Annotated in this window: 16 protein-coding genes; 10 read left to right on the top strand and 6 right to left on the bottom strand. The window is 50.2% G+C overall.

The window, feature by feature from the left end; translation table 11 throughout:
• Nucleotides 1–48 precede the first annotated feature (48 nt).
• The 5 genes from DFR62_RS06380 to DFR62_RS06360 all read left to right on the top strand — a co-directional run bounded on the left by DFR62_RS06380 (nucleotide 49) and on the right by DFR62_RS06360 (nucleotide 8,152).
• The gene (locus DFR62_RS06380) at nucleotides 49–3,156 is read left to right on the top strand and encodes an efflux RND transporter permease subunit (protein WP_121298842.1); all 3,108 of its coding nucleotides are present in this window, start codon (nucleotides 49–51) and stop codon (nucleotides 3,154–3,156) included.
• Between the two features lie 175 nt (nucleotides 3,157–3,331).
• Nucleotides 3,332–4,684, top strand: a complete 1,353-nt coding sequence (locus DFR62_RS06375) for an MDR family MFS transporter (RefSeq protein WP_421958194.1) — start codon at nucleotides 3,332–3,334, stop codon at nucleotides 4,682–4,684.
• Nucleotides 4,685–4,810: 126 nt separating this feature from the next.
• Nucleotides 4,811–6,022 carry a NupC/NupG family nucleoside CNT transporter gene (locus DFR62_RS06370; RefSeq protein WP_121298837.1) on the top strand — a complete coding sequence of 404 codons (1,212 nt, stop codon included), beginning with the start codon at nucleotides 4,811–4,813 and terminating at the stop codon, nucleotides 6,020–6,022.
• Nucleotides 6,023–6,288: 266 nt separating this feature from the next.
• Nucleotides 6,289–7,587: an NCS2 family permease gene (locus DFR62_RS06365; RefSeq protein ID WP_121298835.1), complete on the top strand. Its 1,299-nt coding sequence runs from the start codon at nucleotides 6,289–6,291 to the stop codon at nucleotides 7,585–7,587.
• A gap of 379 nt (nucleotides 7,588–7,966) precedes the next feature.
• Complete coding sequence (locus tag DFR62_RS06360) at nucleotides 7,967–8,152, top strand: hypothetical protein (RefSeq protein ID WP_068870565.1); 186 nt, start codon at nucleotides 7,967–7,969, stop codon at nucleotides 8,150–8,152.
• Nucleotides 8,153–8,198: 46 nt separating this feature from the next.
• Here DFR62_RS06360 and DFR62_RS06355 read toward each other — a convergent pair whose 3' ends face one another.
• Entirely contained in the window at nucleotides 8,199–9,095 is an 897-nt protein-coding gene (locus DFR62_RS06355) for a MerR family transcriptional regulator (protein WP_121298834.1), read from the bottom strand.
• Nucleotides 9,096–9,362: 267 nt separating this feature from the next.
• Nucleotides 9,363–10,571 carry an MFS transporter gene (locus DFR62_RS06350; protein WP_121298832.1) on the bottom strand — a complete coding sequence of 403 codons (1,209 nt, stop codon included), beginning with the start codon at nucleotides 10,569–10,571 and terminating at the stop codon, nucleotides 9,363–9,365.
• A gap of 223 nt (nucleotides 10,572–10,794) precedes the next feature.
• Here DFR62_RS06350 and DFR62_RS06345 point away from each other — a divergent pair, with 223 nt between their 5' ends.
• The 3 genes from DFR62_RS06345 (at nucleotide 10,795) to DFR62_RS06335 (ending at nucleotide 14,808) form a co-directional block, all read left to right on the top strand.
• A complete protein-coding gene (locus tag DFR62_RS06345; RefSeq protein ID WP_121299548.1) occupies nucleotides 10,795–12,300 on the top strand; it encodes an acetyl-CoA hydrolase/transferase family protein in 1,506 nt (501 codons plus the stop codon).
• 100 nt (nucleotides 12,301–12,400) lie between these two features.
• Nucleotides 12,401–13,045, top strand: a complete 645-nt coding sequence (locus DFR62_RS06340) for a LytTR family DNA-binding domain-containing protein (RefSeq protein WP_101191721.1) — start codon at nucleotides 12,401–12,403, stop codon at nucleotides 13,043–13,045.
• 248 nt (nucleotides 13,046–13,293) lie between these two features.
• The gene (locus DFR62_RS06335) at nucleotides 13,294–14,808 is read left to right on the top strand and encodes an acetyl-CoA hydrolase/transferase family protein (protein ID WP_121298830.1); all 1,515 of its coding nucleotides are present in this window, start codon (nucleotides 13,294–13,296) and stop codon (nucleotides 14,806–14,808) included.
• Nucleotides 14,809–14,853: 45 nt separating this feature from the next.
• Here the strand turns inward: DFR62_RS06335 and DFR62_RS06330 are convergent, their stop codons facing one another.
• A complete protein-coding gene (locus DFR62_RS06330) occupies nucleotides 14,854–15,321 on the bottom strand; it encodes a VOC family protein (RefSeq protein ID WP_121298828.1) in 468 nt (155 codons plus the stop codon).
• 165 nt (nucleotides 15,322–15,486) lie between these two features.
• On the opposite strand from DFR62_RS06330, the gene rlmN reads away from it, so the two are divergent.
• Nucleotides 15,487–16,560 carry a dual-specificity RNA methyltransferase RlmN gene (gene rlmN, locus DFR62_RS06325; protein ID WP_121298826.1) on the top strand — a complete coding sequence of 358 codons (1,074 nt, stop codon included), beginning with the start codon at nucleotides 15,487–15,489 and terminating at the stop codon, nucleotides 16,558–16,560.
• 96 nt (nucleotides 16,561–16,656) lie between these two features.
• Here the strand turns inward: rlmN and DFR62_RS06320 are convergent, their stop codons facing one another.
• From DFR62_RS06320 to DFR62_RS06310, 3 genes are all read right to left on the bottom strand, one after another.
• Nucleotides 16,657–17,469 carry a carbohydrate ABC transporter permease gene (locus tag DFR62_RS06320; protein ID WP_121299546.1) on the bottom strand — a complete coding sequence of 271 codons (813 nt, stop codon included), beginning with the start codon at nucleotides 17,467–17,469 and terminating at the stop codon, nucleotides 16,657–16,659.
• 98 nt (nucleotides 17,470–17,567) lie between these two features.
• Complete coding sequence (locus tag DFR62_RS06315; RefSeq protein ID WP_241663159.1) at nucleotides 17,568–18,482, bottom strand: carbohydrate ABC transporter permease; 915 nt, start codon at nucleotides 18,480–18,482, stop codon at nucleotides 17,568–17,570.
• Between the two features lie 12 nt (nucleotides 18,483–18,494).
• Nucleotides 18,495–19,820 (bottom strand): ABC transporter substrate-binding protein, encoded by a 1,326-nt coding sequence (locus DFR62_RS06310; RefSeq protein WP_121298823.1) that lies wholly within the window; start codon nucleotides 19,818–19,820, stop codon nucleotides 18,495–18,497.
• Between the two features lie 228 nt (nucleotides 19,821–20,048).
• Here DFR62_RS06310 and DFR62_RS06305 point away from each other — a divergent pair, with 228 nt between their 5' ends.
• A complete protein-coding gene (locus DFR62_RS06305) occupies nucleotides 20,049–21,173 on the top strand; it encodes an ABC transporter ATP-binding protein (RefSeq protein ID WP_121298821.1) in 1,125 nt (374 codons plus the stop codon).
• Nucleotides 21,174–21,286 lie beyond the last annotated feature (113 nt).

Below are 21,286 nucleotides of genomic sequence, written 5' to 3'. Positions count from 1 at the left end.
TTACTGGTTATACAATAGTTATACAATAATCGGAGGGAGATAATCCTTATGCAGTACATACTCGAACGCAGTAAATTATTCATCTTTTTGATTTTGATCCTCATGCTGGTCGGGGTTTACACTTTCCTGACGCTGCCGCAGCGTGAAATTCCTGAAACGCCTCCAGGGCTCGTACTGGTCTCCACGATCTTGCCTGGCGCAGAGCCGGAAGAAGTGGAAACGAGCATCACGAACCCGATTGAAAGACAGCTGCAGAGCATTGATGGCATCGCGTCGATGAATTCCATTTCAGCGAATTCAGCTTCCATCATTACACTGGAAATCGAAGACGGCGTTGAACCAGAGGGCTTGATCAATACGATCCAGCAGCAGACACAGCGCGCAGCCGGCAGTTTCCCGGACCAAGCCCAGGACACCAGTGTTGAAAAGCTGGATCTGACTTTCCCGTTGGTTTCCTATATGTTCTACGGAGACGAAGCGGAACTTGCTGAACTCGAAGGGCCGCTTGCGGACTTGTCGGATGAAGTCGAAGCGGTATCCGGTGTTGCCGGTACGCAAATTAAAGGATTGAACGGCGAGCAGGTTGTCATCGAACTAGATGGGGATGCGCTCGCAGAAAACCAATTGCAGCCGTTCGAAGTGCTTGAAAGTCTGCGGCAGGCGAATCAGCCGCTATCCCTTGGCACCCATAGCGACGGCGAGCAGCAATTCGTCTTGACGGTGCAGCAAAGCCAGGGCATCGAAAAACTGCGTGAACTGCAAGTCGGCCAAGCAGCGGTTCCGCTTGCTGATGTAGCGACGGTCGAATTGGCCGAAGTTCCGGCGGAAGACATCGTCACGTTCGAAGGCGAGCAGGCGATTTCCTATACCGTCTTTTTACAGACAGGGCAGGATGTGCCATCTGTCGATGACCGCGTCAGCGAAGTGATCGAAGGCTTCAATGAAGACTTGCCTGCGGGCATCTCAGCTGAACGCTATGTGTCACAGGCTGAAAACGTCAACAAAATTTTCAGCTCGCTTTATATTTCACTGTTGATCGCGGTGCTTGCAGTCTTGGTCGTTACCACTGCAGGATTGACGCTTTACGGAGCGTTTGCGGTAGCGCTGACAGTGCTCGCCTCCGTCTTGATTGGGCTCATCCCAATCCCGTCGCTCGGCGTCGATTTAAACCAGATTTCCGTCATTGGCTTGATTATCGCCATCGGGATATTGGTCGATGACAGCATCGTCGTCAACGACAATATCCAGCGCCGCTATAAGCTTGGCGACAATGCAATGGCAGGCGCCATCAACGGTGTTCGGGAAGTCTACCCGTCGATTGTGTCGTCCAGTTTGGCGATTGTCGTTACGTTTTCACCGCTGTTATTGTTATCAGGCGGAAACGGTGCATTCATCAAAGCGCTGCCGAGTATTTTGATTACAACCATCTTGGCTTCGACGGTGCTGTCGATTACACTCGTGCCGATGATGCAGTATTTGCGCACGAAACGCAAAAAACGCAAAATTTCCGACACGCCGGGCTTCCTTGGCAAGCCGCTTGAAAAGCTTGCGCAAGTGTATTCCGGAAAAGTGTTGAAAGGCGTTTTGAAACGCCCTTGGCTGACGGGAATCGGCGGATTGGTCATTGCGACAGCTTTGCTTTCGCTCGCCTTGTTCACGCCGTTTGAATTCTTCCCGGAAGCGGACCGTGAGGAAGTGACGATGAACGTGCGTCTCGCCGAAGGCACAACCATCGAAGAAACCGATGCGTTCATCCGTGAAGTGACGCAGGAAGTGGCGCAGGAAGACGGCGATGTGAATGAAACAGCTGTCTTCACCGGTGAAGGCTTGCCGAACTTGTTTGCTTCATCCATGGACAACACAGGCGCCAATACGGGCCAAGTGGCGTTCCGCATCGACCGTGAAGCGACTTCCGCTTCCGCGTTCATCGATAAATGGGAGCCGGAGCTTCGCGAACGCTACCCGGATGCAGAAATCTTCCTCGATACGATTGTTCAAGGGCCGCCAGTCGGCGCACCGGTGACGGTGACGGCAACGGGTACAGATATCAATGAACTTGCAGCACTGCGTGACACGCTGGAAGAAGAAATGCTCGCAAACGGTGCGACCGTCGTGACCGATAACCTCGGGGCTGCCGTGCCGGCGATTGAATATGTGCCGGAGCAGGGTGCGCTTGAAGACAATGGCATTGCCTTGTCGACGGTCACCAATCAATTGCAGCTTCTGACACAAGGCGTTCCGCTTTATACACTGTATGAAGGGCAAACACCTTACGAAGTCGTCTTGAAGCAAGCAGGCATCACAGAAGGCGAACCGATCGACCTCGCTGACTTCAGTTTGCCGGCATCCAATTCTGCTGCGAGCGGCGATGAAGCCGGCGGCGAAGCGGGACCGCCTGCTGCCGCTCAGCCAGGGCCGCCAGAATTGATCGGATTGGATGAATTGTTGACGGCACAGGAAACAACGGCGCTTGCACAAGTGCCGCATAAATCAGGGGACCGTGCCATCACGCTCCGTGCGTTCGGCGAAGCGGATGATTTCGAAGCGCAGATGCTCGATGTTGTCGATAATGCACGCGCGGACTTGCCGGCCGGCTACGAACTGTCGACTGGCGGCGAAAACTCCGATCAGGAAGCATTTTTCGCTGAAATCGGCATCTTGTTCCTGGTCGTGCTGTTGCTGGTTTACCTGGTTATCGCGTTCCAGTTCAAGTCGTTCGGCTTGCCGTTCCTCGTGTTGATAGCCGTGTATCTCGGCATCTCGGGCGCAATTCTCGGCTTGTTCCTGACACAGACGCCGCTTAGCTTCCTTGGCGTCATGGGGATCGTCTCCTTGACGGGGATTGTCGTCCGGAACGCGGTCGTGCTCATCGACTTTGTCGAAGCGCGCCGCCTGACAGGAGATTTCAACATCGAAGAAGCGATCATCGAATCAGGATATGCGCGCATCAAGCCGATCGTGCTGACGTCCCTGACTTCGATTGTGGCCTTGTTGCCGGTCGCATTTTCCGGCGATCCTTTGTTCGAACCACTGGCCGTGACAATCATTGCGGGGCTTACGTTCTCCGGGTTGTTCACATTGGTCATGATTCCGGCGCTGTATCTTCTATTCCATCGCATCGTCATCGCGCGCAAAGAGAAGAAACAAGCCGCCTGATGGAAAGCTGCAGGGTCTTCGGACTTTGCGGCTTTTTGTTTTTTGGCAGGGCTGAGTAAAGCTTGCCTGATGGGGTAAGCAGGAGAGAAAGGGCATTTTTTGAGAAAAGGGGGCGATGCGCTTGGGGACATTGGAATTAGAAGCGCGGCATAGGAAGCCGTTGCTCGCGGTATTGATGGCCGGCGTGTTTGTGGCAATACTCAACCAGACGCTGCTCGCCACCGCTTTGCCGCATATTATGGAAGATCTGGACATCACCGCCAACACGGCGCAATGGCTGACGACGGTATTCATGCTCGTCAACGGCGTCATGATCCCGATCACGGCTTTTTTAATCAATAAATACACGACACGCCATTTGTTTTTTGTCGCAATGGGCTTATTCGCCACCGGCACGATCATCTGTGCGCTCGCACCCGGCTTTGCGACTTTGATGGTCGGGCGCATCGTCCAGGCATCGGGTGCCGGCATCATGATGCCGCTCGCGCAGACGGTGTTGTTCGTCATCTTCCCGATTGAAAAGCGTGGGCAGGCGATGGGCATGTTCGGCTTGATCATTTCCTTCGCGCCGGCAATCGGGCCGACTTTATCAGGGTATTTGGTCGGCCAATACCCATGGCGATCTTTGTTCTACATCGTTATTCCGATCGCGCTCCTCGATTTGGCGCTGGCGTATTTCTTCCTACGCAATGTGACGGAACGGACTTTCCCGAAAATCGATATTTTGTCGATCATGTTGTCGACCTTAGGGTTCGGCGGCTTGCTGTACGGCTTTTCGAGCGCCGGGGCGGCCGGCTGGGGCAGCGTATCAGTCATCGCATCGATCGGCGTCGGGGCTGTCGCGTTATGGTTCTTCATCCGCCGGCAAGGCAGGCTCAAGCAGCCGATCCTGGAATTCCGCGTTTTTAAATATGGCTTGTTTACCTTATCGACGATCCTCAGCATCATCGTTTTCGTCACGATGATCGGCAGTGCCACGATCTTGCCGATCTACATGCAGGACATGCACGGATTTACCGCGCTTGAATCAGGGCTCATGCTGCTTCCGGGCGCCATCATCATGGGGCTCATGAACCCGATTGCGGGCCGTATTTTCGACAAAGTCGGCGGCAAATGGCTGGCGGTTGCCGGGCTGTCGATCGTCACCGGTTCGACTTTCCAGTTCACGTTGCTGACGGCCGAGACGGCTTTCGTTTATTTGACTGTCATGCACGCCATCCGCATGTTGGGCGTCGCGCTCGTGATGATGCCCGTCACGACAGCAGGGCTCAATCAATTGCCGGACCATCTCATTCCGCACGGGACGGCAATGAGCAATACGATGCGCCAAGTGTCAGGCTCAATCGGCACGGCGCTGCTGGTGACAATCATGACCAGTGCAGCGCTGGATCCAGGCCGCTACGGCGTGGAAGGTTTGATCCGCGGGGTTAATATTTCATTTATGGTAACTGGGGTATTAAGTGCCATTGGTATCGTCTTGGCGTTCTTTATGAAAAATCCAAAGGCCCAGGAGCAAGGCGAGGAATGAGTGGAAGATGTCACAATATGTGCATTTACTTATCCTTTTAGATTTGGTAAGATGTCTGACGACAGACAATGAATGATAAAAACTTGTTCAATTTTCTGATAAAACTACTTTTAATGAGGTGAAGTTGTGAATTTATTGTGGGGCATCTTCGGTATCATCGTCGTTCTTGGAATCGCTTTCTTGTTCTCTGATGGAAAAAAATCCATCAAGCCGCGGACGATTCTCGGCGGATTGGCCATACAGATTACGTTTGCGTTCATGGTGCTGGAATGGGAACTTGGCAGACAAGCTTTGCTTGGATTGTCGCAAGGCGTTCAAAACATCATCAACTATGCCGGTGAAGGGATCGCGTTTGTATTCGGTCCTGCAGCTGACACCGAAGGATTCGGTTTCGTCTTCGCTTTCCAAGTGCTGACGATTATCATTTTCTTCTCGTCTTTAATTTCTGTGCTTTATTATTTAAACATCATGCAATGGATTATCCGTTTGCTTGGCGGGGCCTTGTCGAAGCTGCTCGGCACGAGTAAAGCGGAATCGATTTCGGCATCAGCCAATATCTTCGTCGGCCAGACGGAAGCGCCGCTTGTCGTCCGCCCGTTCTTGCCAAACATGAGCAAGTCTGAATTATTTGCGGTCATGACAGGTGGGCTTGCATCGGTTGCAGGTTCTACGCTTGCCGGTTATGCGCTTCTTGGTGTTCCGCTTGAATACCTGCTCGCTGCCAGCTTCATGGCGGCTCCTGCCGGTTTGATCATGGCGAAAATCATGATTCCTGAACAGGAAGAGATCGAAGAAAAAGAGTTTGTCATGGAAAAAGACGACCGTTCCGTTAACGTCGTCGATGCGGCTGCACGCGGGGCTTCTGACGGCCTTCAGCTGGCATTGAATGTCGGGGCGATGCTTTTGGCGTTTATCGCGCTTATTGCACTGTTGAACGGTGTCCTTGGCGGCATTGGCGGCTGGTTCGGTGCTGAAAACATTACCATCCAAGGCATTCTAGGCTTTATCTTTGCGCCGCTTGCGTTTGCGATCGGTGTGCCGTGGGAAGAAGCGGTTCAAGCCGGAAGCTATATCGGGCAGAAACTTGTCTTGAACGAGTTTGTCGCCTATACGGCATTTGCTCCGGAAATTGCGAACTTGTCCCCGAAAACGGTCATCATCGTCAGTTTCGCTCTTTGTGGATTTGCCAACTTCAGCTCACTCGCTATCCTTCTCGGCGGGCTCGGTGCGATGGCGCCAAGCCGCCGTCCGGAAATCGCGCGCCTTGGCATGCGTGCCATTGCAGCCGGTATGCTTGCGTCGCTTTTGAGTGCGGCAATCGCTGGGATGTTCGTTTAAGCAACAGTTCCAACTTCGAATCAAAAACCGTCTGTTCCCTTTTTCATCTAATGTGATGAGCGGGGAACAGGCGGTTTTTTTCTTTAATGAAAGGTTTAGGCGGCTTGTTGAAAATGGGAGATAAATGCCTGCATAACCAGCCATTTCCTTTCAAGATAAATGCCTTGACAGTGGCTTTTTTTAGGATTACACTTCTATCTTGGCTTACCTGATTTTTTCAGGCAGAGCGGGTAGGGAGAGGGCTAATTTCATAGAAGGTATGTCTTATGGCAAATTGGATGGACCGGTTTTTCGGTCTTAACGAAAACGGGACGACCATCAAGCGGGAAATGACTGCCGGCTTGATCGGCTTTTTCACCGTTGTGTACATCATCGCCGTCAACTCACTGATTTTATCGGAGTCCGGCATGCCAATCGAGTACGCGGTCATCGGCACCATCGCCGCTTCCGTCATCGGCGCATTATTGATGGGTTTTTGGGGCAATGCGCCCATCTTGCTCATTCCGGGTATGGGGATCAATGCATTGTTCTCCTATACGCTCGTCCAGTCGATGGGATTGAGTTGGCAGGAAGCGCTTGCGGTCGTCTTCGTTTCGGGTGTCATTTTCGTCTTTGTCGCGTTTACGCGCTTTTCGAAAATGCTCAGCGAGGCCGTGCCGAATTCGCTGAAAGAAGCGATCACGGTCGGGCTTGGGCTATTTCTGATGTTGTTAGGCCTTGAGAAAGGCGGCATTGTCGGACCAGGCGACGGTGCAATTCTGTCGCTCGGTTCGCTGTCGGATCCGCTCGTGCTGTCGACAGTCGTGACGTTTTTGCTCGCGATCATTTTATTCATCCGCAATGTGCCGGGGAATTTTCTGATCACCATTGTACTGGGAACGGTCATTGCCTATTTCTTCGGCATGATCGATCTTGGCCAATTGAGTGAGCCAGGCGTCAATACGGCAGAAGCCTTTGCGGTGTTTGGTTCGATGTCGTTCGGCAATTTTTTGTCGACAACGTTCTGGGTGGCGGTATTTTCCCTAACGATGGTCTTGGTGTTTGAAAACATCGGCCTCGTCCACGGACAGGTGAATTTCATCGACCGTCCGGAAAAATATTCGCGTGCGTTCCAGGCGACGTCAGTCTCGACGATGGCTTCAGGATTTCTCGGCACGAGCCCGACGGTGGCCAGTGTGGAAAGTGCGGCAGCGATGGCTGCTGGCGGGCGCACCGGTTTGACTTCACTGACGGCAGGCTTTTTGTTTATGGGTGCAGCGTTCTTCATTCCACTGATCAAAATCATTCCCGACAGCGCGATTGCGCCGATTTTAATCATCATCGGCGGGTTGATGCTTCAGAATATCAAGAATCTCGACATGAAGGACATGAGCGAAACGTTCCCGGCTTTGTTGATCATCGCGTTGATTCCGTTTACGTACAGTATTGCGGACGGTATTGCGATCGGGTTTATCCTGTATCCGGTGCTGAAAGTGGCGATCGGCAAATGGCGTGAAGTTTCCCCAGCTCTTTATGTGATTGCTTGCCTGTTTTTCGTCAATTATGTGTTTCACGTGGTCGGCTGAAAAAAGCTGATGTTTTTTAAACACTTAGAATAAGTCGCTAAAATTAGAAAGCAACTGATTTTACGCAACAAATAGTCTATAAACTTTCTAAGTGTTTGGAGAAGCGTCCGCCCGACTCCGGTGGATCAGCGAGACGACCGAGACCCCGCAGGGAATGAATGAGCGAGGCAACGCCGAGTTCATTCATTTGCGATGCTTGAGCGCAGCGAAAGTAGCGCAAACCGAGGAGGCTTGGGCGCGAGCCCACGGAAAGCGGGCGGTTTAAGCTTCGGAAAACACGATTCAAGAATCCCAGACATGTTAAAAAGCGCATCCGGTTGATGGGTGCGCTTTTTCTTTGCTTTGCCGTGTTATAATAAAATAAAAGGAGCGGATCACGATGCGCTATTTTAAATCGAATATGGAGAAACTGGTCAACCAGGAGCCGGAACTGAAAAAACGGCTGAAGGTATTGATGAAGGAAATGGAGCTTGAGAAAAGCTTTGCGTTGAAGGCGCTTTACCATTCGGAAGTGGCGGACAGCGGCCCATTCATGAAACAATACCAGGAAATCGACAATCAATAAAAAAACTATGCGTGAAGGAATCCTTCACGCATGGTTTTTTTTGTAATTAAGATGTACGGGCTGCTTTGAATCCGTCGAGCCATTGCTGCCAGGATTCGAGCGTGGTGCCGATGCAATAGCGGTTGATTTTTTCATCATCACAATCGATGCCTTGGCCGCCGAGCAAAAAGTGGAGTCCGGGAATAGCATCAGAAAGTTCTTTGATGTATTGTTCTGCAACGGGACGGCTTTTAGGCGTCATGACGGACATGCAAACCAGTTTGAAATCTTGCTTAGCCACCATTTCCGCTAGGCCATCAAGCGGCGTGTCGGGACCTGTGTAAACGACATGGAAGCCATTCTCGCGAAGGAATAACGAGAACAACAGCAGGCCAAGCTGGTGATGTTCTCCACTTGGGCTGAGTGCCAGTACCTTCGGCAAATGAGGTGCAACCGGGAAGACGCGGAAAAACTGGTTGAAGCGCTGCTGGATGATGTTAGTGATCATGTGCTCATGCGCAACGCTGATTTGGCCGTTTTCCCATTCTGCACCGATCCGTACCATGAGCGGCGCGATGATATGAAAGAACACAGTCTGGTGGTGAAACAGCGAGAACTTCAAATCGAGCAGATAATTAAAACGGTCAATGTCTATTTCTACAGCGGCCTGATACAATTCTTCAATTTGCTTGGCATACTCAATAGGTTCATTGGAATCGGCGATTTCCGCATGGTAGAACTGTTTCCTTGAAGCGTGCAATTGCTTGACGGCTTCACTGATTTTCATGCCGTTTTCCTGGACTTGGATTTTCAGCCATTTCAAGTCTTCCAAATTTTGGTCGGAATACAGGCGGTGACCCGATTCTGTGCGCGCAGGCGTGATGGCATTATAGCGCGTCTCCCAGGAACGGATGGTCACTTTAGGCATATCGAGTATTTTGGCAGCAGCTTTGATATTGTACATAGCATGACCTTCATTCCGTAGTTTTTTGTTATACAAAGATTATACAACCAACTATCCCCAGCGTAAAGCTATTGGCTTTCCCGGTTAGCAGAAAAAGGCAAGAAAAAACAAATTGATAGAGGCTGCTAAAGGATATCTAGTGCAAGGTCTTACAATAAATCCTTAAAATGGAAAAAAGACAGTGCGGGTTATCGGCCGCACTGTCTTTCGTTGAATATAAAACTGATACAAACCATTGAATGAGTCGGGTTTGATAGAATCTTGGGCCTATTGCTGTTCGACGGTACGTGCTTGTTTGGCGGATCTTGAACGCTGCCAGCCTACTGTGATGACGAGTGTCGCCAACAGCAGCAACAGGCCGAGAATGAACGGGAAAATGATATTGATGTCGAACAGGATGCCGGCAAGGAGCGGGCCCATGACGTTGCCTATGCTCATATAGGCATTGTTCATGCCCATCGCAAAGCCGACTTCGCCTTGTGCGAGTTTTGAGATCAATGTATTCAATACCGGGCGCAAAATAGAAGTCGCCAGGAAGATGATCAGTGACACCCCGAAAAACATGACGTAACTGCTCGCAAATAGTGATGCGAGAAAGCCGCCCGCTGCGACGCCGAGGAAAGTAATCAATACGCCGATCTCCCCGAAGCGCGAGACGATGCGGTCAACGACGAATAATTGAACGATGACACTGACCGTACCGGTGGCGGTGATCATGAAGGCGATATCCTTGGCGGTGGAATTGAATTGATTGTCGAGATAAAGCCCGAGGACGGATTCGTATGCGAGCAAGCCGAAACTCATGACCAGCGTGATGACCAGCGGCAAAAAGTAAGGGACCGAAGTCGAGCGTGCAATTTTTTTGAACATCGATTCGGATTGCGTCATCGTCAAAGCGAGATCCGGATCCGCTTTTTCGGCATCGCTGTCTTTCAGGACAAAAACGGAAAACAGCACCGCTGCGAGCGACACGAGCGCTGACACGAGAAACGGCAGCTTTAGGCTGTAGTCAGCAAGAAAGCCACCGATTCCCGGCCCGATCACAATGCCGAGTGACATCGCCGCAGATACCAGGCTTGTGCCTTTTGCGCGCTGATCGAAAGTGGTGATGTCAGCGATATATGCAAAAATGGCCGGTACCAGCATGGCCGCGCCGATTCCCCCGATGACGCGTGAGAAATACAGCACCCAAATAAAGTCGGAAGCATAGAAGATGAACATCGATAAGGTCAGCCCTGCAAGGCCCCAGATGATCATGACGCGGCGCCCGTATTGATCGGCCCATTTGCCGGCGATTGGCGAGAAGAGGAACTGGGCAGCAGCGAAGATGGCGATCATCAAGCCGGCTGCCATGCCGCCTTGATTGATGGAAACGAGATATGAAGGCAGAATCGGGATGATGATGCCGAAACTGGCGATGGCGATGAACATATTGATCATTAAAATCAGGATTTTTTTGCGCTGGTCTTTGGACATTGGAGTGCCTTCTTTCTTATATATATGTACACATGACGGTTATATTGACTTCCCTATATTATGGATACTTCCAAAGCTTGTCAATTACTTTGCAATCGCCACCCGGATTTTCTTTTCTGGGAGGCCGAAAGCTTTTCCGCAGCTAAAAACCAAAACGGGTTGAGCAGCCCTTATTCAAGGGTATAAGGTAATATCCAAGACCGACAAGGGGAAGGGGATGGCGATGGACCAACGACTCGAACGAATCAAACTAACGGCTTTGCATGAACGGATAGTTAGCGCTGAACAGGCAGCTTCCTGGATAAAGGATGGCATGGCGGTCGGGCTCAGCGGATTCACGCGCGCAGGCGATGCCAAGGCCGTGCCGAATGCCTTGGCGAAGCGCATGCAGGAAGAGCCGTTTCAAATCGATGTCTATACCGGCGCTTCACTCGGTTCCGGCATCGACGGACGCTTCGCACAGGCGGGCATCGTCCGTAAACGCGCGCCGTATCAGTCCGATCCTTTGATGCGATCTGCGATCAATTCAGGGGATGTGCAGTTTGTCGATCATCATTTATCCCAAACAGCTGAATGGATTAGAGGGGGAGTTGCGGGCCCGCTTGATTTTGCTATCATCGAAGCACTCGGAATCACGCAGGACGGCTTGTTGATCCCGACTACTTCTGTCGGTAACTCAATGGTATTTGCCCACCATGCGAAACAGATCATTATCGAGATCAATACTGCGCAGCCCTTAGAACTAGAAGGGCTTCATGATTGCTACGCACCGCAAGCGATCGGATCGAGACAGCCGATTCCGCTCGTCTCGCCGCGGGACCGTATCGGCACGAAAGGTATCCCGGTCGATCCTTCGAAAGTCAAAGGCATCGTCTGGACCAATCAAGCGGATTCGCCCTCTCCGATCGAGCCGCCTGATGCGGAAACGGATGTTATGGCAGGCCACTTGCTTGCGTTCCTGCGCCGCGAAGTACAGGCTGGACGCTTGGACAAAAACCTGCCGCCGCTTCAATCAGGGGTCGGATCCGTTGCAAATGCGGTGTTGCATGGCCTCCTCGATTCGGAATTTGAGGGGCTGGAACTGTATTCCGAAGTGCTGCAAGATGCTGTGTTCGATTTGCTCGATTCGGGCAAGGCGCTATTCGCTTCTGCTTCGGCGATCACTTTATCACAGCCTTATATGGAAAGAATCTATCAAGACTTCGGACGTTACCGGGAGCGTTTGGTGCTGAGGCCGCAGGAAATCTCCAATCATCCAGAAATCATCCGGCGCCTTGGCCTCATTTCGATCAACACCGCCTTGGAATTCGATCTATACGGCAATGTCAATTCGACCCATATCGCCGGAACCAAAATGATGAATGGCATCGGCGGATCCGGCGATTTCGGGCGCAATGCGCAGCTCGCCATTTTCGTCACCAAATCGATCGCCAAGAATGGGCGGATTTCCTGTGTCGTGCCGTTCGCTTCCCATATCGACCATACCGAACATGATGTAGATGTGTTGGTCACGGAACACGGCTTTGCCGACATCCGCAATCTGGCGCCCCGTGAACGGGCGGAGCGGATCCTCGCAAACTGCGTTCATCCGGAGTATCGTCCGCAATTGCGGGATTATTTCGATAGGGCGATTGCTCGAGGCGGGCATACACCGCATGTTCTCGATGAAGCTTTATCGTGGCATGCAAAATACATGCGCGACGGAACGATGTTAAAGAAATCGCCATAATTGGAAGGAAACTGAGGCGGCGGCCTTGAGCCCATCTTTTCTGTTCATGCAAAGTCAGGTATACTAATACCACTTGAATGTTACTGGAGGCACGTGCGTGATGGAAAAAATTACACCCGGCCCGCTATTGGATGTAATGGGGGAGCTATTCTCCGATGAAGTCTCGATAGCGGTCTCTAATATGGAAGAATATACTTATTATCGCCCGAGCAAACGCATTGATTTGAAAATCAAGGCAGGGGATAAAGTGCGTGAAGGCACCATCGCCCATAAAGCGTTGACGACCGGCCAAAAAGCTTCGGAATTCATCAACCGCGAAGTGTTCGGGGTACCTTATCACGGCATGGCGGTGCCGTTTGAAGAAGATGGCGTGCTCGCGGGCTGTGTCATGGCGATCTATCCGGCTTACACAGAAGGGAAGTCGGTCGTGACGGTGAAAAGCCCGGATGGCTGGAAACCGATTCCGTTCACCGATGTGCGTTACCTTGAAGTGAAGGACCGAAAAACCCATGTCCACGCTGCGGATTTTTCCGGAACGAATAAAAACTCCCTGCAGGAATTCGAATATTTGCTGCCGAGAGATTCGTTCATCCGCTGCCACCGGTCGTTTATCGTCAACGTCCACCATATTGAAGAAATTCATCCCGATACCCATTCCACATTCGTGCTGGCAATGGATAATGGGGACCGTTTGCCCGTCAGCCAATCGTATTCCAGCTACTTCCGTAAATTACTCGGCTTCTGAGAACGCATGAAAATGCTGCCTCGGACAGCCGATTTTCTGTTTGACCCAAGAGATGCACTCTTCCATTCGGATATTTCCTTTTTCGCTTCGCCACAAGTTAATATTAGCTAATAATCAGACAAATAGATTGGGTGTTTTGCATCCTGTCTTTTTTAATGGAAGAACAATTATGCTACTCGTTAATATGAAAACGCTTCAACAAACGACATATATTAGACAAAAACATATAGAAAGAGAGTGTGGATGGAATGGAAAAGAAACTTGAGCGTATCAAAGCGGCAGAATTGCAGGATCGTGTGGTCACAGCACAGGAAGCGGCAGCGTGGATTCAAGACGGCATGACACTTGGGCTTAGCGGGTTTACAAGAGCGGGAGATGTGAAAGCGGTTCCTTATGCGCTGGTTGAGCGTGCTGAAACGGAAAGTTTCAAAGTCAATGTCTTCACCGGGGCATCCCTCGGGTCCGATATCGACCGATTGTTCGCAGAAGCGGGCATCGTCAACAAGCGTTTGCCGTTCCAAGCAGAACCGGCAATGCGCAAAGCGATCAACGCCGGCGACATGTATTTCGTGGATCATCATTTGTCCCATACAGCGGAATGGATCCGTTCAGGGGTCATCGAGCCGATCGATTTCGCGATCGTCGAAGCTTTGTCGATTACGGAAGATGGCATGATCATCCCGACGACTTCTGTCGGCAACTCATCCGTTTTCGTCAAACACGCGAAAAACATCATCGTGGAAATCAATGCGGCCCAGCCTGAACTGTTTGAAGGCATCCACGATATTTACGACACCGGCAAACAAGGCGAGCGCGACCCGATCCCGTTAACTTCCGTGGATCAGCGCATCGGAACAAAAGGCATCCCGGTCGACATGGAGCGTGTGCGCGGCATCGTCTTTACGCATCAGGAAGATTCTCCGTCGAACATCGTGGCGCCGGATGAAGACACGAAAATCATGGCTGACCATCTGCTGAACTTTTTCCGCAGCGAAATTGCAGCCGGTCGCCTGACGGAAAAGTTGGCTCCGCTTCAATCCGGAATCGGCTCCGTGGCCAACGCCGTGCTTCACGGCATGATCGATTCGGAATTCAAAAACCTGGAAGTCTATTCGGAAGTGCTCCAAGATGCGGTCTTCGATTTGATCGATGCCGGTAAAGTAGATTTCGCTTCTTGCTGTTCGATCACGTTGTCTGAGCCGAAAATGAAGCAGGTATTCGGCGAGTTCGACCAATACCGCGACAAAATCATCATGCGCCCGCAGGAAATCTCGAATCATCCCGAAGTCGTGCGTCGACTCGGCTTGATCTCGATTAATACAGCACTTGAATTCGATATGTACGGAAACGTCAACTCGACGCATGTCTCCGGCACGAAAATGATGAACGGCATCGGCGGTTCAGGGGACTTCGCCCGCAATGCGCGCCTCGCTATCTTCGTCACGAAATCAACTGCAAAAGACGGCAAGATTTCAAGCGTCGTACCATTTGCATCCCATATCGACCATACCGAGCACGACGTCGATGTAGTTGTCACCGAACAAGGCTATGCAGACCTTCGCGGACTGGCGCCACGCCAGCGCGTGGAAGTCATCATCGAAAACTGCGTGCACCCGGACTACCGCCCACAAATGCGCGAGTATTACGAAGAAGCGCTGACACGCGGTGGCCAGACGCCGCACGTTCTTGAGAAAGCTTTGTCTTGGCATGAATCACTAGCCAAAAACGGCACCATGCTCGCGAAAAAAGAGCAATTGGTCTAAACAAATAAAACCGGACAGCTGCATAGGCTGTCCGGTTTCTTCTGTTCAACGATTGCCGTACATTTCTGAAGTGTTGCGTGAATACAATTCGATAATATTGCCGAACGGGTCTTCGGTATAGACGAGGTAATGCGGTTTGCCTTTATTAATGTTCCACATTTTGCTGCGCTGACGCCCGCCATGCTGGACGATTCGTTCAATCGTTTCGACGATGTCATCGACTACCAAGGCAATATGGAAAAATCCTGCACGCCGCGGCGGCTCTTCAGAAAAAGAAGGATCCTGAAATTCGAATAATTCGATGCCGAAGCCGTCGGAAGACATGAGGTGGACATTGCGCATCTTGCGGATTTCCGGCCCTTGCAGATCGTTCGTCATGGAGCCTGGCCCTTCTGTATCGGCATCAAAATCAAATGGCCCCGCTAAAATATGAAAATCGAATACTTTTCGGTACCATGTAATCGCCTTATCTAAATCGGGGACCGCCAGCCCCACATGCGTAATTGCTGCCATGATGATTCTCCTCCTTTTTGCTGTACTGATTCTGTACCCTTCTAGGAGCGGGAATATGCAGAAATAGAGCAGGTACCAAAGGAATTAGTCGAAAATAGTTGTTGCCAGACTGGATTTTTAGTATTATAATAAGCAATTGTGAAATTCTGAAATGAGGGTCCTAATATGAAAAATTCCATCTATGGATTGACGATAGAACAATTAAAAGATTGGTTTGTTGAAAATGGCCAAAAGAAATACCGCGCGGAACAAGTGTGGGATTGGCTTTATATTAAACGTGTCACTGAATTCTCGGAGATGAAGAACTTATCGAAGGATTGCATCGAGCTTTTGGAAAACAATTTTGCGATCCGTACATTGGACCAGGCAGTCAAGCAGGAATCGTCTGATGGCACAATCAAATTCCTTTTCCGTTTGCAGGATGGCAACTTGATCGAAACAGTTCTCATGCGCTTTAAATACGGCAACTCGGTATGTGTAACGACACAAGTCGGCTGCAACATCGGCTGCAGTTTCTGCGCAAGTGGCCTATTGAAGAAGAGCCGTGACTTGAACGCTGGCGAAATCGTCGAGCAGATCATGCAAGTACAGGCACATTTCGATGCGGAGCAAAAAGAAGAGCGCGTCAGCCACATTGTCGTTATGGGTATCGGCGAACCGTTCGATAACTACACAAACTTGATGGATTTCCTCCACGTTGTGAACTCTCAAAAAGGGTTGGCAATCGGAGCGCGCCACATCACGGTTTCCACAAGTGGTATCGTGCCGAAGATCTACGATTATGCGGATGAAGGCTTGCAAGTTAACTTGGCGATCTCCATTCATGCTCCGACGAACGAATTACGTTCACGCATCATGAAGATCAACAAAGCTTATCCAGTTGAAAAATTGATGGATTCCATCGATTATTATTTGGAAAAATCGAATCGCCGCATCACGTTCGAATACATCATGCTGCGCGACGTCAACGACCATGTCGAAGAAGCGAACAAGCTGGCGAAATTGCTTGAAAACAAGCGTCACTTATCTTACGTCAACTTGATTCCTTACAACTCGGTTGATGAGCACGACCAATACCAGCAAAGCACGCCTGAAGCCATCAGTGCATTCTATGATGCATTGAAGAAAAAAGGCATCAATTGCGGTGTCCGCCACGAACAAGGCGCAGACATCGATGCTGCCTGCGGACAGCTTCGCAGCAAGCAAATCAAAAAAGAGAAAAAACCGGCAACGGTCTAATAGCACGATAGGCAGGAAGCTCCCGAATTTTTCGGGGACTTTTTGTTTTTAGGCGCAACGATAAAAAGCTTGCAACCAGTGGCTGCAAGCTTTTTATTATTTCCCGCCAGACTGTAAATTGATGCCTTGGATAAAATACTTCTGGAAAAAGAAGAAAATGATAATGACTGGCAGCAAGACGAGCAATGAGCCGGCCATCAGGTAGTTCCATTGGGTATTGAGCTGCCCTTTAAAGACCTGCAAGCCGATTTGCAAGGTATACAGGTTCTCGTCGTTCAAATAGAGCAGCGGGCCAAGAAAGTCGTTCCAGGCACCGTTAAATGAAAAGATAGCCACAGTGGCGATTGCCGGCTTGGTGAGCGGCAAGCCGATCTTGCGCCAGATATAAAAATGGCTGGCGCCTTCCATCTTCGCTGCTTCAATCAATTCATTCGGAATCGTCATATAAAATTGCCGCAACAGGAAGATGTTGAACGCGCTGCCGAAAAAGGCCGGCACGATCAAAGGATAATAGGTGTTCACCCAGCCGAGCTTGGCGAACAAGACGTACTGCGGGATCAAGGTAACGAATCCCGGGATCATCATCGTCGCCAGCACAATCGCAAACAGCACATTGCGCCCTTTGAATGGAATCTTCGCAAAGCCATAAGCGATGAACGAGTTTGACAAGACATTGCCGATTACGACCAAGGTGGTGATGACGAGCGTATTGATCGTGTACTGCGTAAATGGAGCCGCTTCCCACGTCCGGATGTAATTGGACCAATTCCAGGATTCCGGAAAGAAAGTGGGCGGGAAGGACATGACTTCCGCCATCGTCTTCAGGGAAGTCGATAACATCCACCACAAGGGTGATAAAATCATCAAGCTTCCCGCTGCAAGAAGAACGAAATTGATGAGTTTCAGCATTTTTTTTCGATTGCCGTGATGTTGAAAATAGCTCGGGTTTTGGAGGTCTTTGGTTGTGCCTGCTTCCTCTACATAACGGGTATCTTCTTGACGGGAGGTCATCGATTATCGCCTCCCTCATAATGCACCCAGCGTGGAGCCAGCTTCAGGTTAATCATGGTCAGGATGAAAACGATGATGAACAAGATCCAGGACATGGCCATGGCATAGCCCATATTAAAGTTCTCGAAAGCCTGCCGCCACATATATAGGTTATAGAACAATAAAGAGTTTGCTGGGCCGCCTTCGCCGTTGCTCGACATGACGTAAGCTTCCTGGAAAATCTGGAAGCCGCCGATCAGGCTGGTCACCACATCGAAGAAAATGACCGGTGTGATCATCGGCAAGGTGATGTGAAAAAATTGGCGGAACGTATTGGCGCCATCGATTGCCGCCGCTTCATACAAAGTCTTGGAAACGCCTTGCATGCTCGCGAGATATAAGAGCATCGCACCGCCGACACTCCATAATTTCATGAAAATCAGGGAGGGCTTGGTCCAGGCCGGATCGAATAGCCAGTTGGGCCCGTCGATGCCGACCCACCCGAGTATCAAATTGATCATTCCCGTGCCTGGATCGAGCAATTGCATCCACAATAAATAAACGCCGACCCCCGACAGCACCGCAGGCAAATAGTAGAGCGTGCGAAACACGCGGATGCCCGGAACGTCCTGGTTCAGGAGTGCCGACAGGAAAATCGCGCCCATCGTTGTCAGTGGGACGGAAAATAGTACGTAGTACAAAGTGTTCCAAAGGGATGTCCAAAACAATCCGTCTTCGGTGAAGAGCCCTTGATAGTTTTCGGCTCCGACAAAGTCCATCTGGGATGTAATATTGTAATTGGTGAAACTTGCGAACAGTGAAAAGAGCAGGGGCCCTGCCGTAAATGCAAGAAACCCGATAATCCACGGCATAACGAAAATATAGCCGTACATCGTTTCTTTCCGCCGCATAGTCGACTTTGGTTTAGCCAAACGAAGCCCTCCTTACTCGCCTGTATTTTTTTCGACTAGCGATTCGACATCGGCCTGTGCTTCTTCAAGCGCTTGTTTCGGCGTTTTCGAACCTAGGAACACTTCGTCGATTTTCGGATTGACGCTGCCCATGAAGTCAGGGGCAGATACGGGTACCGGTGTAAGGAGCGTATCGCTCATGTATTCAGTTGCCATGCTATAGACCATGGTGCCATCTTCTGTGAATTCATCCGATTGCGCCGCGTTTTCAGCGGCTTCGATATTGGCAACATTGTCGAAGTTCTGGACTGCCCAATATTCTTGTGCTTCGGCACCTGTTAAGTACTTGATAAATTCATAAGAAGCTTCAGGATTGGCAGCGCCGGCCGGAATCTCGGCGACAAATCCCCCGCCCCAGCTCGTATGGCCGTTGCCTGGTTCCATCTCTGGCAATTTCGCGACGCCGAAGTTCAAATCATCTGCATAATCGCGGATTTGCGTGTAAAAAGTCGGTGCGCTGACGTACATGCCGAGGCTGCCGTTGAAGAATGGATTGCCTTGCTGGCTGTCAATTTGAGCTTTATAGGAATTGATGACATCGTCACCATATTTATCTTTCCAGCCTTTCAGCCATTCGAGCGTCTCAAGATTGGTTTCGGTGTCGATCAAGACTTCATTTTCTTCATTGATAAAGTTGTGGCCATTGGCATTCAGCATCCAGACATCGTAATTAATGCCCCATAATGGATAAAAACCGATGCGTTCGTAGTCATCGCCGTTTTTCACGTCGAGCTTCGCGGCATATTCTTCAAGCTCCGTCCAGGTAGTCGGTGGCTGTTCAGGATCTAGTCCGGCTTCTTCAAATGCGTCTTTATTGTAGAACAATACACGGGTATCTGTATTGAACGGTATTCCGTAAGAATCGCCTTCGTAAAGTGTCGCATCCCATAGCTCCGGATAGAACTGCCCGGAGATATCGTCTTCTGACAAGAATTCAGCCAGGTTCATCGCCTGGTTCTGTTCTCCGCGTAGAGCGGTCGTGTTAATATCATTGATGACCACATCAGGTGGGTCGCCAGCTGCAATCGCTGCGAGTTCTTTAGTCCAAATGTCTCCCCATGGCAAATATGTGTGCTGAACTTCGATTTCATCTTGGGATTCGTTAAAATCGCTGATGATTTTTTCAATGACCGGACGGCGAATTTCGGAGCCCCAGAAGGTCCAGAAATCGAGCACGACTTTTCCGTCTTCGTTTTCCGTGGAGCTATCGTTGCTGTTGCCGGTCTGGAAACCGGCGCAGCCCGTAAGAAATAGGGAAGATGCCAAAAAGGCTGCAGGTATTGTGTAGAGTTTTTTCATGATTTTCCTCTCCTTTTTTTTGTCTTTAGTAACCAAAAATTTCGCTTCACGAAGCAAATGGTCGATAAGATTGTGAAGGAGCTCGCTATTCATGTCTCTAGTAGTACAGAATATTCCAGCTTCATTAGAAACGAGTATACAGTAGAGTATAGAAGTTGCCAAATATATATTTGTAATTTACTGCGAATTCTCTATAATGAAAGAAAACGCTTTAGAGGAGAATGGGAAATGGCAGAAATTAAAATTGAGCAATTAGGCAAAAGGTATGATAAAGGGGCGCTGGCCGTCAGCGATTTCAATTTACATATAAAAGATGAAGAGTTCATCGTGTTTGTCGGTCCTTCGGGGTGTGGGAAATCGACAACATTGCGGATGATTGCGGGCTTGGAGGAAATCTCGGAAGGCGAATTCTTCATTGATGGAAAACGCATGAACGATGTTGAGCCAAAAGAACGCGACATCGCCATGGTATTTCAAAACTACGCCTTATATCCACATATGACCGTTTATGAAAACATGGCGTTCGGCTTAAAGCTAAGAAAGTTCAAAAAGGCGGAAATCAAGCAACGCGTAGATGAAGCCGCAGCGATTCTCGGCTTGGAAGAATACTTGAACAGAAAACCGAAAGCGCTCTCAGGAGGCCAGCGCCAGCGTGTGGCTCTCGGACGCGCCATTGTCCGCGATGCAAAAGTTTTCTTGATGGATGAGCCCTTATCGAACTTGGATGCGAAATTGCGTGTGCAGATGCGCGCTGAGATCTCCAAATTGCATAACCGCCTGAAAACGACGACGATTTATGTGACCCATGACCAAACGGAAGCAATGACGATGGCTTCCCGTATTGTTGTCATGAAAGACGGATTGATCCAGCAAGTAGGCACGCCAAAAGAAGTCTATGATTTCCCGGAAAATCGCTTTGTCGGCGGCTTTATCGGTTCACCGGCGATGAACTTCTTTGAAGGGCAGCTAATCGACGGCACTTTCGCTGTAGGGAATAAAAAAATGGCGATTCCTTCAAAACTATTGGATATGTTGAAAGCAGAAGGCTATGACAATAAGCCAATCACTCTCGGCATCCGCCCGGAACATATCCATGTTAATAACGAAGACCTGTCTGGAATTCCGGCTAGTGAATTCGATGCGACTATTACCGTATCCGAACTGACAGGCGCTGAGACCATCCTCCATGCGGTCTATGAAGACCAGGAATTCATCGCCCGCGTTGATGCGGCAACTTCAATTGAAGCAGGGCATCAAGCAACCCTCGCATTCGATATGGCGCACGTCCATTTCTTCGATGCAGAAACCGGAACACGCATCAAAGCCGTAGAACGCGCAGAAGTAACCGTATAAAATCCATTAGCCCCGATCGGCTCAAATGCCGGGCCGGGGTTTTTACATGCAATCGATCAGCATGAGAATGAATAACAAGCCAATGCTTGTACCTGTTTCAATTGACCGCATTC

Source organism: Planococcus citreus, from assembly GCF_003664125.1.
Classification (GTDB): Bacteria; Bacillota; Bacilli; order Bacillales_A; family Planococcaceae; genus Planococcus; species Planococcus citreus.
This window is presented reverse-complemented; position numbering and strand designations above follow the sequence as displayed.

Bases quoted from the DNA above. Each gene is read 5' to 3' on its own strand.
- DFR62_RS06365 (WP_121298835.1), top strand. From the start codon at position 6,289: ATGGCAAATTGGATGGACCGGTTTTTCGGTCTTAACGAAAACGGGACG.
- DFR62_RS06375 (WP_421958194.1), top strand. From the start codon at position 3,332: ATGGCCGGCGTGTTTGTGGCAATACTCAACCAGACGCTGCTCGCCACC.
- DFR62_RS06380 (WP_121298842.1), top strand. From the start codon at position 49: ATGCAGTACATACTCGAACGCAGTAAATTATTCATCTTTTTGATTTTG.
- rlmN (WP_121298826.1), top strand. From the start codon at position 15,487: ATGAAAAATTCCATCTATGGATTGACGATAGAACAATTAAAAGATTGG.
- DFR62_RS06350 (WP_121298832.1), bottom strand. From the start codon at position 10,571: ATGTCCAAAGACCAGCGCAAAAAAATCCTGATTTTAATGATCAATATG.
- DFR62_RS06330 (WP_121298828.1), bottom strand. From the start codon at position 15,321: ATGGCAGCAATTACGCATGTGGGGCTGGCGGTCCCCGATTTAGATAAG.
- DFR62_RS06345 (WP_121299548.1), top strand. From the start codon at position 10,795: ATGGACCAACGACTCGAACGAATCAAACTAACGGCTTTGCATGAACGG.
- DFR62_RS06360 (WP_068870565.1), top strand. From the start codon at position 7,967: ATGCGCTATTTTAAATCGAATATGGAGAAACTGGTCAACCAGGAGCCG.
- DFR62_RS06310 (WP_121298823.1), bottom strand. From the start codon at position 19,820: ATGAAAAAACTCTACACAATACCTGCAGCCTTTTTGGCATCTTCCCTA.
- DFR62_RS06355 (WP_121298834.1), bottom strand. From the start codon at position 9,095: ATGTACAATATCAAAGCTGCTGCCAAAATACTCGATATGCCTAAAGTG.
- DFR62_RS06305 (WP_121298821.1), top strand. From the start codon at position 20,049: ATGGCAGAAATTAAAATTGAGCAATTAGGCAAAAGGTATGATAAAGGG.
- DFR62_RS06335 (WP_121298830.1), top strand. From the start codon at position 13,294: ATGGAAAAGAAACTTGAGCGTATCAAAGCGGCAGAATTGCAGGATCGT.
- DFR62_RS06340 (WP_101191721.1), top strand. From the start codon at position 12,401: ATGGAAAAAATTACACCCGGCCCGCTATTGGATGTAATGGGGGAGCTA.
- DFR62_RS06320 (WP_121299546.1), bottom strand. From the start codon at position 17,469: ATGCTGAAACTCATCAATTTCGTTCTTCTTGCAGCGGGAAGCTTGATG.